The sequence below is a fragment of the Arthrobacter sp. zg-Y1110 genome (genome assembly GCF_025244865.1).
Taxonomy (GTDB): Bacteria; Actinomycetota; Actinomycetes; order Actinomycetales; family Micrococcaceae; genus Arthrobacter_B.
Map to the genome: position 1 here is coordinate 2334777 of NZ_CP104272.1, position 14549 is coordinate 2349325.

At 64.9% G+C, this 14549-nt stretch carries 13 protein-coding genes and 3 tRNA genes; 9 read left to right on the forward strand and 7 right to left on the reverse strand.

Features of this window, described 5'->3' with window-relative positions; all coding sequences use genetic code 11:
- Positions 1-7: 7 nt before the first annotated feature.
- The 3 genes from ilvN to ilvD form a co-directional block, all read right to left on the reverse strand.
- Positions 8-520, reverse strand: coding sequence for an acetolactate synthase small subunit (ilvN, locus tag N2K99_RS10910; protein ID WP_227918205.1), 513 nt, complete (start codon positions 518-520; stop codon positions 8-10).
- Between the two features lie 3 nt (positions 521-523).
- Positions 524-2431 (reverse strand): acetolactate synthase large subunit, encoded by a 1908-nt coding sequence (locus tag N2K99_RS10915; RefSeq protein ID WP_227933216.1) that lies wholly within the window; start codon positions 2429-2431, stop codon positions 524-526.
- A 407-nt stretch (positions 2432-2838) separates the two neighbouring features.
- Positions 2839-4542, reverse strand: coding sequence for a dihydroxy-acid dehydratase (ilvD, locus tag N2K99_RS10920; protein WP_227918207.1), 1704 nt, complete (start codon positions 4540-4542; stop codon positions 2839-2841).
- Positions 4543-4691: 149 nt separating this feature from the next.
- On the opposite strand from ilvD, the gene N2K99_RS10925 reads away from it, so the two are divergent.
- Positions 4692-5177 carry a hypothetical protein gene (locus tag N2K99_RS10925; RefSeq protein ID WP_227918208.1) on the forward strand — a complete coding sequence of 162 codons (486 nt, stop codon included), beginning with the start codon at positions 4692-4694 and terminating at the stop codon, positions 5175-5177.
- A gap of 16 nt (positions 5178-5193) precedes the next feature.
- On the opposite strand, the gene N2K99_RS10930 is transcribed toward N2K99_RS10925, so the two are convergent.
- Positions 5194-6159, reverse strand: a complete 966-nt coding sequence (locus N2K99_RS10930; protein ID WP_227933215.1) for a 2-hydroxyacid dehydrogenase — start codon at positions 6157-6159, stop codon at positions 5194-5196.
- A 92-nt stretch (positions 6160-6251) separates the two neighbouring features.
- Here N2K99_RS10930 and N2K99_RS10935 point away from each other — a divergent pair, with 92 nt between their 5' ends.
- The 3 genes from N2K99_RS10935 (at position 6252) to N2K99_RS10945 (ending at position 7057) form a co-directional block, all read left to right on the forward strand.
- Positions 6252-6575, forward strand: coding sequence for a hypothetical protein (locus N2K99_RS10935; RefSeq protein ID WP_227918210.1), 324 nt, complete (start codon positions 6252-6254; stop codon positions 6573-6575).
- Positions 6576-6691: 116 nt separating this feature from the next.
- A tRNA-Lys gene (locus N2K99_RS10940) sits at positions 6692-6767 on the forward strand.
- Positions 6768-6981: 214 nt separating this feature from the next.
- A tRNA-Lys gene (locus N2K99_RS10945) sits at positions 6982-7057 on the forward strand.
- A gap of 87 nt (positions 7058-7144) precedes the next feature.
- On the opposite strand, the gene N2K99_RS10950 is transcribed toward N2K99_RS10945, so the two are convergent.
- The 3 genes from N2K99_RS10950 to N2K99_RS10960 form a co-directional block, all read right to left on the reverse strand.
- A complete protein-coding gene (locus tag N2K99_RS10950) occupies positions 7145-7939 on the reverse strand; it encodes a GNAT family N-acetyltransferase (protein ID WP_227933214.1) in 795 nt (264 codons plus the stop codon).
- Between the two features lie 46 nt (positions 7940-7985).
- Complete coding sequence (locus N2K99_RS10955) at positions 7986-9158, reverse strand: RtcB family protein (protein ID WP_260554634.1); 1173 nt, start codon at positions 9156-9158, stop codon at positions 7986-7988.
- Between the two features lie 109 nt (positions 9159-9267).
- The gene (locus N2K99_RS10960) at positions 9268-9801 is read right to left on the reverse strand and encodes a MarR family winged helix-turn-helix transcriptional regulator (protein ID WP_227918213.1); all 534 of its coding nucleotides are present in this window, start codon (positions 9799-9801) and stop codon (positions 9268-9270) included.
- 151 nt (positions 9802-9952) lie between these two features.
- Between N2K99_RS10960 and bcp the strand changes: the two genes are divergently transcribed.
- From bcp to N2K99_RS10985, 5 genes are all read left to right on the forward strand, one after another.
- A complete protein-coding gene (bcp, locus tag N2K99_RS10965) occupies positions 9953-10420 on the forward strand; it encodes a thioredoxin-dependent thiol peroxidase (protein ID WP_227918214.1) in 468 nt (155 codons plus the stop codon).
- Between the two features lie 58 nt (positions 10421-10478).
- Positions 10479-10563: transfer RNA gene (locus tag N2K99_RS10970), tRNA-Leu, on the forward strand.
- A 234-nt stretch (positions 10564-10797) separates the two neighbouring features.
- A complete protein-coding gene (locus N2K99_RS10975) occupies positions 10798-12492 on the forward strand; it encodes an ABC transporter substrate-binding protein (RefSeq protein ID WP_227933212.1) in 1695 nt (564 codons plus the stop codon).
- Positions 12493-12594: 102 nt separating this feature from the next.
- The gene (locus N2K99_RS10980) at positions 12595-13599 is read left to right on the forward strand and encodes an ABC transporter permease (protein WP_227918216.1); all 1005 of its coding nucleotides are present in this window, start codon (positions 12595-12597) and stop codon (positions 13597-13599) included.
- Positions 13596-14540 carry an ABC transporter permease gene (locus tag N2K99_RS10985; protein ID WP_374200035.1) on the forward strand — a complete coding sequence of 315 codons (945 nt, stop codon included), beginning with the start codon at positions 13596-13598 and terminating at the stop codon, positions 14538-14540. Before N2K99_RS10980 ends, N2K99_RS10985 begins: the two co-directional genes overlap by 4 nt.
- Positions 14541-14549: the final 9 nt, after the last annotated feature.

Consider the following 14549-nt stretch of genomic DNA (forward strand, 5'->3'; position numbering starts at 1 on the left):
GTGGAACTCAGGCGCTGCGCAGCGCGCGGTCGCTCATGGATTTTGAACCGCGGGCTACGGCCAGGGTTCCGGATTGGACTATTTCGCGGATGCCGAAGGGCTCAAGCACCGAGAGCAGTGCGTTGAGTTTGTCGGCGGTGCCTGTTGCTTCGACGATGAGCGAGTCGGTGGAGACATCCACTATCGAGGCGCGGAACAGCTCGGCTGCCTGGGTTACCTGCAGCCGGGTTGCGGCATCCGCGCGGACCTTGACCAGGATGTGGTCCCGCTGCACGGAAGAATCTGGAACCAGCTCGACAATCTTGATGACATTGATGAGCTTGTTCAGCTGTTTGGTGACCTGCTCGAGCAGGTCACCCTCGGCGTCGACCACCACGGTGATGCGGGACATGCCCGGCACCTCCGAGGGGCCTACAGCGAGCGAATTGATGTTGAATGCCCGGCGGGCAAACAGCGAGGCGACCCGGGTCAGCACGCCGGGAACATCTTCTACCAGCACGGAAAGGGTGTGGCGGGCCATCTCCTAGTCCTCCTCTTCCCAGGTGGGAGTCATGTTGCGGGCAATCTGGATCAGGTCATTGCTGACACCGGTGGGAACCATCGGCCACACCATGGAGTCGCGGCTGACCACGAAGTCGATCACTACAGGGCGGTCATTGATCTCCAGCGCCTGGGCGATGGTCGCGTCGATATCCTCGTCGCGTTCGCAGCGCAGGCCCACGCAGCCGTATGCCTCCGCCAGCTTGACGAAGTCCGGGACCCGCACGGTGTCGTGCCCGGTGTTGAGGTCCGTGTTGGAGTAGCGGGACTCGTAGAAGAGGGTCTGCCACTGCCGGACCATGCCCAGCGAGGAGTTGTTGATGATGGCGACCTTGATCGGGATGTTGTTGATCAGGCAGGTGGCCAGTTCCTGGTTGGTCATCTGGAAGCAGCCGTCGCCGTCGATGGCCCAGACCACCCGGTCCGGTGCGCCCACCTTCGCGCCCATGGCCGCGGGCACCGAATAGCCCATGGTGCCCAGGCCGCCGGAGTTCAGCCATGCCCGGGGGCGCTCGTACTTGATGAACTGTGCGGACCACATCTGGTGCTGGCCCACGCCGGCGACATAGACGCCTTCTGGGCCGGTCATCGCACCGATGCGTTCGATGACCTTCTGCGGGGCAATCAGTCCGTCTTCGGGTGTGGCGTAACCGATCGGGTAGGTTTCGCGCAGCCGGTTCAGCACGGCCCACCAGGCCGAAATGTCGGGTTTCGCGGTTTCGAACTGTCCGCGCACGGCGTCGGCCAGCTCGGGGATGATTTCCTTCACCGAGCCGACAATCGGCACATCCGCCGGACGGTTCTTGGAGATCTCTGCCGGGTCGATGTCCGCGTGGATGACCTTGGCGCCGGGTGCGAAGGAGCTCAGCACCCCGGTGACCCGGTCATCGAAGCGGGCGCCGAGGGTGATCAGCAGGTCCGACTGCTGCAGGGCGGTCACGGCCGAAACCGCACCGTGCATCCCGGGCATCCCGACGTGCAGTTCGTGCGAGTCGGGGAAAACGCCGCGGGCCATCAACGTGGTGACCACCGGAGCGCCCACCAGTTCGGCCAGTTCGAGCAGCTCCGCCGAGGCGTTGGCCTTGAGCACACCGCCGCCCACGTAGAAGACGGGCCGCTGCGAGGCGGCAATCAGGCGGGCAGCCTCGCGCACCTGCTTGGAATGTCCGCGGACCACGGTGCGGTAGCCCTGCAGATCGATCTTCGGCGGCCAAGAGAAAGTGGTCTTCGCCTGCTGCGCGTCCTTGGCAATGTCGACGAGGACCGGACCGGGACGGCCCGACGTCGCAATGTGGAAGGCCTCGGCCAGCACGCGGGGAATGTCGGCGGCATCCGTCACCAGGTAGGAGTGCTTGGTGATGGGCATCGTGATACCCACGATGTCGGCTTCCTGGAAGGCGTCGGAGCCGATGAATGCGCTGGAAACCTGGCCGGTGATGGCGACCATCGGCACGGAGTCCATATGGGCGTCGGCAATGGCGGTGACGAGGTTGGTGGCCCCGGGTCCGGACGTCACGATGCAGACGCCGGCCCGCCCGGTCACCATGGCGTAGCCCTCGGCCGCGTGGCCTGCACCCTGCTCGTGCCGGACCAGGATGTGCCGGATCTTGGTGGAATCCATGAGCGGGTCATAGGTGGGCAGGATGGCGCCGCCGGGCAGTCCGAAGACTTCGTCGACGCCGAGTTCCTCGAGCGAACGGACGATGGCCTGCGAGCCGGTCATCTCGGTGGGCGGAACAGTGTTGTTGGGCCCCTGGATGCGCTCATCCGCGGCTTCCGGATGCGCAGACACGGAAGCGGCTACGTCTTTGGTCTTGGCTGCCGCGGCGCGTGCAGCGGCATTTGCCTTCGAGGCCATCAGCGAAGGGCTGATTGGCGATCCCTTACTCATCGGAACTTCCTTTGCGGATGCTAATCCATGGTCAATGCGGTCATGCGACGGCCGTCCCGGGTTGTGCCCGGTACGGCTTCTGTGTTCAGCGAAGCCAAAACTGACGATGCCAATAAAAAAACCCCTCGTGCCTGTTGGCTCCGTAGGGGTTCGCGCGTGACGTCTTAGACAAGTCGGGCTGTTACGCCACGCGCTTGATAAGGACGACGGGTACGATCTGCATACCGTTCAGTCTTGCGTTCCCCTACGGGGGTGTCAATCTTATGAGACGTCCGTCTCATTATGTGGACGTAAAGTCTCGTCTTCTGGAACCTGCCCGCCCCAGGCGGGAGGGCTTAATAAGGCAGCAAAGGCCTGAGGGGCCCCAGGCGTAAGGCGCTCCAGCGCCTTACGCCTGGGGCCGGGTTTCAACCGCAGTAAGCACCCGTGGACGCGGAGTTCACCATCTTGGCGTACTTGGCCAGCACACCCTTGGTGAACTTGTGCGGCAGCGGCTGCCAGCCGACCTTGCGGGCTTCGAGCTCGTCCGGGTCCACCAGCAGGTCAAAGCTGCGGGCGGCAATGTCCACCCGGATCCGGTCGCCGTCCTTCACGAAGGCGATGGGACCGCCGTCGACCGCTTCGGGTGCAACGTGGCCGATGCACAGGCCCGTGGTGCCGCCGGAGAAGCGGCCGTCGGTCAGCAGCAGGACATCCTTGCCCAGGCCTGCACCCTTGATGGCGCCGGTAATGGCGAGCATTTCCCGCATGCCCGGTCCACCCTTGGGGCCCTCGTAGCGGATGACCACGACGTCGCCGGCATGGATTTCTCCGGCGTCCAGTGCATCCAGGGCGCCCTGTTCCCGTTCGAAGACGCGTGCGGTGCCTTCGAATACGTCGGCGTCGAACCCTGCGCTCTTGACCACTGCGCCTTCCGGAGCCATGGACCCCTTCAGGACGGTGATGCCGCCGGTCTTGTGGATGGGGTTGTCCATGGCACGCAGGACCTTCCCGTCCGGATCCGGCGGGTTGATGGCCGCGAGGTTCTCCGCGACGGTCTTGCCGGTGACGGTGAGGCAGTCGCCGTGGATCAGGCCGGCGTCGAGCAGTGCCTTCATGATCACGGGCACGCCGCCGATCTTGTCGACGTCGAACATTACGTACCGGCCGAACGGCTTCAGGTCGCCGAGGTGCGGGATGGTGTCGCCGATGCGGTTGAAATCCTCGAGGGTGAGGTCCACTTCGGCCTCACGGGCGATTGCCAGCAGGTGCAGCACGGCGTTCGTGGAGCCGCCGAAGGCCATGGTGACGGCGATGGCGTTCTCGAAGGCCTTCTTGGTCATGATGTCGCGGGCGGTGATGCCCTTGCGCAGCAGGTTGACCACTGCCTCGCCGGATTTGCGGGCGAACTCGTCGCGGCGCCGGTCCGCGGAGGGCGGCGCGGCCGAACCGGGCAGGGACATGCCCAGGGCCTCGCCGATGCAGGCCATCGTGTTGGCGGTGTACATCCCGCCGCAGGCACCTTCACCCGGGCAGATGGCCCGTTCAATCGAGTCGAGGTCCTTCAGGCTCATTTTGCCGGCGGCGCAGGCACCCACGGCTTCGAAGGCGTCGATCAGGGTGACTTCCCGTTCGCTGCCATCCTCCATCTTGGCGAAGCCGGGCATGATCGAGCCGGCATAGAGGAAGACGCTGGAGAGGTCCAGGCGCGCTGCCGCCATCAGCATGCCGGGCAGGGACTTGTCGCAGCCGGCAAGCAGCACGGAGCCGTCCAGGCGCTCGGCCATCATCACCGTTTCGACCGAGTCCGCTATGACTTCGCGGGAAACCAGGGAAAAGTGCATGCCCTCGTGGCCCATGGAAATACCGTCCGAGACGGAAATGGTGCCGAACTGCATGGGGAAGCCGCCGCCTGCGTGGATGCCTTCTTTGGCACCCGTGGCAAGGCGGTTCAGGGATAGGTTGCAGGGAGTGATCTCGTTCCAGGAACTGGCGACGCCGATCTGCGGCTTGGCGAAGTCGTCGTCGCCCATGCCTACGGCACGGAACATACCTCGGGCAGGGGCGGCGTGTATGCCGTCCGTAACGACTCGGCTGCGGGGTTTGATGTCCGGTGTGTTGTCCACGCTCATGGGTAGATCGTAGGACTTAAGCCCGCCGGGGTGGTCTCTGTGACGGACATTGGCAACTGTTGTTACGGCCTGTGAACAGCAGATGAAGATCAGAGGCAGGGACGGTACGGGCTTCCCGAATAGGGGGACGGTGTTCATAGACTGGGGGTATGACATCGGATACAGGATCCACGGATCCGGGCGTACACACTGCGGACACGGACCCTGCAGACCTGGGAAACCCCGCCAGCAACCAGCTGAAGCGGGTGCTGCGCCGCGTCTTCGAATCCCAGATTCCCAATTACGGTGACTACAACCTGGTGCTGGCCACGCCGGGCCTCGACGGTGAAACCGGTTTTTATGTGCTGGGCTACCGGTGGCGTCCGGCCGAGGTTGTGTTTGCTCCGTTCGACGTCGATACCCTCGCCGGGCTGGAAGTACCCACTTCGGTGAACACCACCAACCTGAGCCACACCGACGAGCTGGACACGGACGCGTACGAGGTGGGCACGAGCACCGGCCGCGTCTTCCAGTTTGCCGTGGAAGCGCAGGCCACCCTGCCGGCCACGGCTTCAGCGGGTGAGCGGTTGCTGGAGCAGTCCGCCGACTGGGAAGATTTCCGTTCCTTCGTGGATTCCTACCTGGAACTGGCCTAGGGCGCCGGCGGTTCGCCTACCCCCACGGCCCGGGGCGGACGAGGTTCAGCGGTTCTTTTCCTGCTGCCAGCCGCTGCACCTGTTCGCGCAGCAGGGCTTTGATCCGGGGCTCGAAGGCTGCAGTGTTTCCGCCCCAGTGCGGGGTGATGATCGCCCCCGGTGCCTGCCGCAGCGGATGCTCCGCCGGCAGCGGTTCCGGGTCGAAGACGTCGAGAGCCGCGCGCAGCCGTCCGGACACCACCTCCTTGGTGAGGGCTTCGCTGTCCACCACGGCACCGCGGGCAACATTGACCACCAGCGCTCCGTCCGGCAGGGCAGCGAGTACGCGGGCGTCGATGAGGTGGCGGGTCTGCGCGTTCAGCGGTGTAATGACCACCAGGATCTCGGCCCTGGCCGCCAGGTCCGCAAGCTCGTCCGTTCCGTGCACCGCACCGTCCTCATCTGTCCGGGCCGTGCTGCCCACCCGGGTCAGCTCGACGTCGAACGGATGCAGCCGTGCGGCAATCTCCCGGCCGATTCCGCCGACTCCCACAAGGAGCACACGGCGGTCCGCCAGCCCCGGATACCGGACCGATTCCCACCGGCCCTCATGCTGGGCGCTCAGCGCGTGGTCGATCCCCCGCTGCGCGGACAGGATCAAGGCAAGGGCCATCTCGGCGGTGGCGGCAGCATGGACGCCGGCGGCGCTGGCAATGCCTGTCCCCTCGCTGACCAGCTCGGGCAGTCCGTCGTAGCCCGTCGACTGTGCCTGCAGGAGCAGCAGGTTCGGCACCCGCTCCAGCGCATCTCCGTAGTCGGATCCGTTCGCGTAGGGAAGCACCACTGCATCGATGTCCGGATACGCCACGCCCTCGGGCTCACCGGCCAGGTCCCAGACGGCTGCCTTGATGCCGTCGGGCAGGGGCTGCAGGGCTTCCAGGAGTTCGGGCGTGGGCACGGTCAGGGTGCGTACCGGGACATCGCGGGATTCAGTATCGGCCATGCCAGCCAGCGTAACCGGGTCCTTGGCTGGACAGCGGCAGGTGCCGGCCGTAACGTGAAAAACGTGCCTTCCGCCGATCGAAGGAGGCCGCCGTGGCCCGGAAATCCTTTCTCTTTACAGCCCTTGGGGTTGGGTCCGTCGCGGCTGTCTGGGCAGTCCGTACGGCGGAGCGGATGCTGACGCACGGTGTCGTGCGGGCCGCTGTGCGGATCGACACTTCCGGCGTGCCAGGCCCTGACCTTCCGGTTACCCCGGTGCCCGGAGACGCCGTTACGACAGTGACCACCGGGGACCCGGCGTCGAACCTGCCCGCCCGGACCTGGGTGGTGGACAGCAGCGGGGACTGGGAAGGGAATCCGGGCGAATTGGTGGTCCTCCCCCATCCAGGCGGGACACCGGAACGGAATGCAACGTGAGACGGGACACAAAAACCGCCGGAATTTCGCTCTCCGGCGGAACTGCTGGTAGTGTTTCATGTCGTTGCTGATGCCGACCACGGAAAAAATCCGCTGGTTTCCATCACCTCGAATACGCACCTCTAGCTCAATTGGCAGAGCAATTGACTCTTAATCAATGGGTTCCGGGTTCAAGTCCCGGGGGGTGCACCAACTACCCCGTCCGATCAGGCTCTTCGCCTGGCCGGGCGGGGTTTTTTGCTGCCCGGGGCGGGCATGGACGCACCACAAATGCCTGCCTCCGGGGCAACGACGCCGGGGCATGCAGGCCGGATTTCGTGGAGCCTGCCGGCACGTGGTAATGTTTCATGTCGTTGCGGAGAACGAACCGCGCCTCACGGCGACGGTCTTCCTTCCAACAAAGTGCGCACCTCTAGCTCAATTGGCAGAGCAATTGACTCTTAATCAATGGGTTCCGGGTTCAAGTCCCGGGGGGTGCACCAGCGAAAACCCCGTCTGACCAGGCATTGCGCCTGGCAGGCGGGGTTTTTTCGTTTTGCCGTCGGGAAGCAGCGCTCCGGCTCCTGCAGCTAGGCCTCCGCACGCCAGAGATACGGCGTCGTGGAGGACACCTTCAGGAAGCCGGAGCGTTCCAGGATCGGGCGGGAGTACTCGGTGGAATCGCTGTGGATCAGGGTCTTGCCCGCTGCCAGCGCGGACCGGGCACGGGCTGCGGTGAGTGCGCGGTAGATACCCCGGCCGCGCCAGGGTGCCACCGTTGCACCGCCCCAGATGCCTGCGAACTCCGTGCCGGCAACCCGTTCCAGGCGGCCGGCACTGACGATCGTGCCGCCGCTTTCCGCCACCCAGAGTTCCATCCCGTCGCCGCGGGACAACCGGCGCAGGAGGGAGTCCGCCGTCGCTATGGAAACCGGATCCCCGAATACACCGTCCGCCATGGCACTCATGGCGCGGATATCTTTCTCTTCCGTGACGCGGCGGAGGGCAACCCCTTCGGGAACCGGGACATCCACCGCCAGGTCCGCCGCGCGCCCGATCATGATGGATTCGGGTTCCTCCGGTTCGAACCCGTTGCGCAGCAGCGCCTCGTGGAGTCCGGGTGCCCGGTCATGGCCCCGGGTCTTCCACTCCACCTTCCGGATCTGCGGGTCGCTCCGGTAGTACGCGAGGGCACCGGCCACCCAGTCGGCAATGGTCGCGGCATCCGCCCCGTCCAGGTCGGCGTAGGTGATGAAGCCCCGACCGCCGTCGAACGTCACCAGGCGCAGGGGCCCCAGCCGCTCGACGGTGACTGCGCTGGGAGTTTCCGCATCGGTGCGCAACTGGCGGTCATAGGCGGCAAGCAGTTCTACGGGTCTGGTCATGGGTCCATACCCTACCGTTGCGGGCCCGTTGCACTGGATTCGGGGGTTAGTTTCCCTTGACGTTCACGATCTGCCGCAGCACGTGCTTCACCGTGACCAGATCCTTCGCGTCCGCCATCACGGCGTCGATGTCCTTGTACGCCGCCGGGATCTCGTCAATGAAAGCGGGGGTGTCGCGGAACTCGATCCCCTTCATTGCCTTCCGCAGCTGCTCCTGGCTGAAGGTCCTGCGCGCTTTGGTCCGGGAATACTCCCGGCCGGCGCCGTGCGGTGCGGAGTTCAGCGACGGCGCGTAGCCCTTGCCTTCCACCACGTACGACGCCGTGCCCATGGATCCCGGGATCAGCCCCGGACGTCCCGGCGAAGCGTCGATGGCGCCCTTCCGCGAGAGCCAGACGTCCCTGCCGTAGTGGTGCTCAACCTCGGTGTAGTTGTGGTGGCAGTTGATCCGCTCCCGCTCCTGCACGGCCTCCCCCGTCCATGCACTGAAGCATCCGACGACCCGGTCCATCATTTCCTCGCGGTTGAGCAGGGCGAACTTCTGGGCCCACATCAGTTCGGCAATGTACCGGTCGAACTCCTCGGTCCCCTCCTCCAGGTACGCCAGGTCCCGGTCCGGCAGGTCGATGGAGCGCCTGCCGCAGTAGTTCTGTGCCGCCCGGATGTGCTGCTGCGCGATCTTGTTCCCGACGCCGCGCGAGCCCGAATGCAGGAACAGCCAGACGGCGTCCTCTTCATCCAGGGACACTTCGATGAAGTGGTTCCCCGAGCCCAGGGTGCCCAGCTGGAGCCGCCAGCCTTTGAGGTAGGACGCGGGGTCAAAGCCGGCGGCAGCGGCGTCGTCGGCCAGTTCCTCGACCCGGAGACGCGCCGAATCCGTGAGGCTGCGGTTGTTGTTGCCGGCCGAAAGCGGAATGGCATGTTCTATCGCTTCGCGGAGAACCCGACGGTTCAGCCCGGCAATGTCCGGGGCGAAGAGCCGGGTGCGGACGGCGATCATCCCGCAGCCGATGTCGACGCCCACCGCCGCAGGGATGATTGCCCCCAGCGTGGGGATCACGGATCCGACAGCTGCGCCCTTCCCCAGATGCGCGTCGGGCATGGAAGCCAGGTGCGGATAGATGAACGGCATCCGGGACGTCTTGGCGTTCTGCTCCAGGGTGACGTCATCAATGACGCTCGCGAAGTTGATGTATTTTTCGTTGACCTTATGCTCCACGGCCATCCCTTCGTCAGTGTGCTTACCATTGAGGCTAGCGGCCAGACGAAAGAAGAGGCACATCCAGTGGATGTGCCTCTTCTGAGGTTTTTCGGTGCCGCTCCTGCGGTCAGCGGCTGTCCGCCGGGGCTTCCGCAGCCTCCGTGGATTCCGCACTTTCCGGCAGGATCACCAAACCGCTTTCGGGCGGGACCGGAAGTCCGGGGACGTCGACGGCGACCTGCCACCGCGGGCTTCCCAACTCGCTGATGACCTTCCGCAGCTGGCTGCGCAGTGCCTCGGACAGCAGTTCGCCGCCGTCGAGGAGCGTGCGCTCAATGTTCTGTGCTTCGAGGAGTGCTTCCTTGCCCTGCTCGGTGATAGTCACCATGTGGCTGCGCTTGTCGAGGTCATTGCGCACACGGCTCACGTGTCCGTGGGTCTCCAGGCGGGCGAGGGTCTTGCCCATCGTCTGGGCCTGAACACGCACCAGCTGCGCCAGGCGTGCCTGCGTCATGGGCCCCTGGGTGTCAAGAACTCCCAACGCGATGACACCTGCGTGGGTCAGTCCAATGCTGACCAACCGCTCATTCCAGGCATGCTCTACAAGGCGGGCAGCAGTAGACAACAGGCGCCCGGTGGGCCAGCGCTCCATATCCGGCATAAAATAAAACTCTTCCTCTCGGCGACGGATCCGTCCGCGAACAGTCAGTTTGCTGAGTACGGCCCGATCCACAGTCTAGGATAGCCACCGCACGTTGGAAATGTCGCGTTTTAACGCACCAACGGCGAAATCGACACCAAGGAGAGACCTAATGCCCCGTCTGAGCCCGGATGAAACCGCACCCGAATTCGCGCTTCCCGCCGCCGATGGGACAACCGTGTCATTGGCGGACCTTCATGGCAGCAGCACCATCGTCTACTTCTATCCGGCCGCGGCCACGCCCGGCTGCACGAAGGAGGCCTGCGACTTCCGCGATAACCTGAACAGCCTCAAAGGCGCCGGCTACACCGTTCTTGGTGTCTCCCCCGACCCGGTGGAGAAGCTGGAGAAGTTCGCGGCATCCGAAAACCTGAACTTCCCGCTGCTCTCCGACGCCGACCACGCCGTGGCCGAAGCCTACGGAGCATGGGGCGAGAAGAAGAACTACGGCCGCACCTACGAAGGGCTGATCAGGTCCACCGTTGTGGTGAACCCCGAAGGCAAGGTTGCCCTCGCCCAGTACAACGTGAAGGCGACCGGGCATGTTGCCAAGCTCCGGCGTGACCTGGGGCTCGACTAACCTCGGGTAGACTAAAACCGGTTTCCCGGCTGCGCAATACAGCAGGCAGGGGAAATCGGCGCGAGTGGCGGAATTGGTAGACGCGCTGGATTTAGGTTCCAGTGTCTTCGGACGTGTGGGTTCAAGTCCCTCCTCGCGCACCAGATATCAAAGCCCCGGTCTTCGGACCGGGGCTTTTTTCGTGCCCGGGCCCATCGCCTCCGGCCCGGCGTTGCCGAATCGTAACCACGCCGAGGGTGACGAATGTCACGTAACAGAAACACTTCCGCATTAGGCTCTGTCCATACGTGTGCGTCCAACGGACGCATCCGGGCTGGTTTTCCGGCCGCAGGCAGCACTCGCATCGCGTTCATCCGCCCTTGAGGAGTACCCAAAACATGTTTTCAGCAGACAGTGTCCGGAAAGGCCGGTCCGCGAAAAAGCGCGCGTCCGCCCTTACCGCCGGCCTCGCCCTGAGCGCGCTTGTGCTTTCGGGCTGTGCCCAAAGCAACCGCGAGGAAGGGGCCGACGGCGGCTCCAGTGACGTGGACGGCACCTTCGTTTTCGCCGCTTCATCCGATCCCAAATCCCTGGACCCCGCCTTCGCGTCCGACGGCGAATCCTTCCGCGTCAGCCGCCAGATCTTCGAAGGCCTGGTCGGCGTCGAACCCGGCACCGCGGACCCGGCCCCGCTGCTGGCGAAGTCATGGGAGGCTTCGGCAGACGGCATGACCTACACGTTCGACCTCGAAGAGGGCGTCAAGTTCCACGACGGCACCGATTTCAATGCCGAAGCGGTCTGCGCCAACTTTGACCGCTGGTACAACTTCACCGGCATCCAGCAGGCCGAAAGCCAGGCCTACTACTACGGCATGCTTTTCAAGGGCTTCTCGGATACACCCGAAGAGGCAACCTACAAGTCCTGCGAAGCGTCCTCGGACGCCGAAGCCGTGATTACGCTGAACAAGCCCTTCGCCGGCTTTGTTGCCGCACTCTCGCTGCCGGCCTTCAGCATGCAGAGCCCGGCCGCCCTGGAGGAATTCGGTGCCAACAACTCATCGGGCACCGCCGAAGCCCCCGAGCTGACCGAATACGCCAAGGAACACCCCACCGGCACCGGTCCCTACAAGTTCGACGGCTGGGACGTGGGCAACCAGCTGACCCTGTCCCTCAACGAGGATTACTGGGGCGGCGACGACGCCCAGGTCACCGACATCATCTTCCGCGTCATCGACGATCCGCAGGCCCGCCGCCAGTCGCTGGAGTCCGGCGACATTGACGGCTACGACCTCGTGGCCCCCGCCGACACCGAGGCACTGGCCGACGCCGGCTTCAAGGTGATCCCGCGCGATCCGTTCACCATCCTGTACCTGGGCATCAACCAGCAGGTGCCCGAGCTGGCCGACCCCAAGGTCCGCCAGGCCATTGCGCACGCCATCGACAAGGAAGCACTGGTTAGCCAGACCCTGCCCGAGGGCACCAAGGTGGCCACCCAGTTCATCCCCGACGTCGTCAACGGCTACAACGAAGACGTCACCACGTACGAATACGACCCGGCGAAGGCCAAGGCCCTGCTGGCCGAAGCCGGCTTCCCGGACGGTTTCACCGTGCAGTTCAACTACCCCACCGGCGTCTCCCGGCCGTACATGCCCACGCCTGAGCAGGTCTTCACCAACCTGAGCGCACAGCTGGCCGAAGTCGGCATCACGGTCACCCCGCAGTCGGACAAATGGTCCCCGGACTACCTCGACCGCGTGCAGGCAGGCTCCGATCACGGCCTGCACCTGCTGGGCTGGACCGGCGACTACAACGACACGGACAACTTCGTAGGCGTGTTCTTCGGCCAGGAGAAGCCCGAGTTCGGCTTCAACAACCCGGAGATCTTCAGCGCGCTGGAAGAGGCACGCCAGGTCTCCACCCTCGAGGAGCAGACCCCGCTCTACGAGCAGATCAATGAGGACATTGCCCAGTTCGTGCCGGCCATCCCGCTGGCACACCCGGCGCCGTCGCTCGCCTTCTCCGAGCGGGTCGAGTCCTACCCGGCCAGCCCGGTGAACGACGAAGTCTTCAGCGAAATCAAGCTCTCCAAGTAACACCTCAGCGGAGGCCGGGGACCCCGCGGGGTCCCCGGCCTCCTACGCGCCTCGCCTTTTCCACCCCAGATCCTCCAGCCCCACGGCTGGGAAAGGACACTCGTGCTACGAGTCATCGGCAAACGCCTTCTTATGCTGATCCCCACCCTGATCGGCCTTTCGATCCTGCTGTTCCTGTGGGTCCGCAACCTGCCCGGCGGTCCGGCCACCGCCCTGCTCGGTGACAAGGCCTCCCCCGAAGCCATCGCCAACATCAACAAGGCCTACGGCTTTGACCGACCGCTGATCGAGCAGTACTTCACCTATGTCGGAAAGCTCCTAAAGGGCGACTTCGGCACCTCCATCGTCACCGGGCGCCCGGTGCTCGAGGAATTCGCCACCCGCTTTCCCGCCACCGTGGAGCTGGCGGTCGTGGCGCTTATCTTCGCGATCGGCATCGGCATCCCGCTGGGTTATCTGGCCGCCCGCCACTACGGACGTTTCTGGGACCACTCCTCGGTGGTCCTGTCCCTGATCGGCATTACCGTCCCGGTGTTCTTCCTGGCCTTCATCCTCAAGTGGGTGCTGGCCATCCAGCTGGGCTGGTTCCCCACCGACGGACGCCAGGATCCACGCATCGATGCCACGCACGTTACCGACTTCTACGTTTTGGACGGTCTGCTTACCCGGGAATGGGACGCATCCTGGGACGCCGTTATGCACCTGGTGCTTCCCGCCATCGCCCTCGGGACCATTCCGCTGGCGATCATCGTGCGCATTACCAGGGCATCGGTCCTGGAGGTCCAGGGCGCCGACTATGTCCGCACGGCCCGCGCCAAAGGACTGATGGAGAAGACCATCCGCGGCCGTTTTGTGCTGCGCAACGCCATGCTCCCGGTAACCACCACCATCGGCCTGCAGACCGGCCTGCTGATCTCCGGTGCCGTGCTGACCGAGACGGTCTTCGCGTTCAGCGGTATCGGCAGGTTCCTGAGGGACGCGATCTTCGCCCTCGACTATCCCGTCCTGCAGGGCTTCATTGTCTTCATTGCCGTGGCGTACTCACTGATCAACCTGCTGGTTGACGTGTCCTACGGCTTCATCGATCCAAGGGTGCGTGTCCAGTGAGTACTACTCTGCCTCCCGCAGCCGGCGGGTCCATCCTTCCCGACGGTGCTCCCACCGCCAAGCCCGCCACCGGAAGCGGGATGTGGAAAGACGCTTTCCGCCGCCTGCGCCGCAACCCTGCCGCCGTCGCCGGCGCCGTCATCGTGGGGCTGTTCATATTGGTGGCCATCCTCGCCCCGCTGCTTGCCCCCTTCGGCGGCGACGACCTCCCCGGCCGTACGGAGATCACCCCCACCAACATCCCCGGACCGGGAGACATTGACGGCTACCCCCTGGGCCTGGACCGTTTCGGCGGCGATGTCCTCTCCAAGCTGATCTGGGGCGCCCGGGCGTCACTGATCATCGGCGTAGTGTCCACGGCACTGGGCCTGGCCGGCGGAGTGCTGCTCGGCGTGATCGCCGGCGGCCTGGGCGGCTGGGTGGACAGCGTGATCATGCGCTTCGCCGACATCCTGCTCTCCGTACCGAACCTGCTGCTCGCCGTGAGCATTGCCGCCCTCCTGGGCCAGAGTTCCCTGGCAATCATGATTGCCATCGGTGTCTCGCAGGTACCTATCTTCGCCCGGCTCCTGCGTTCGTCAATGATTTCCCAGCGCAGCGCCGACTACATCCTGTCTGCGCAGACCCTGGGGCTAAGCCGGCGGACAATCACCATGAGCCACCTGCTGCCCAACAGCATGGGTCCGCTGATCGTGCAGGCCACCCTCACCCTGGCGACAGCAGTCATCGACGCCGCCGCACTGGCCTTCCTGGGCCTCGGCGGCGGCCTGCCGCAGACCGCCGAGTGGGGCCGGATGCTTACCTACGCGCAGGCCGAACTGGCCGTGGCACCGCAGCTGGCCTTTCTCCCGGGTATCTGCATTGCCATCACCGCGCTTGGATTCACCCTGCTGGGCGAGTCCCTCCGTGAGGCCCTGGATCCCAAGACACGGCGAAAGTAGCCAGCGCGG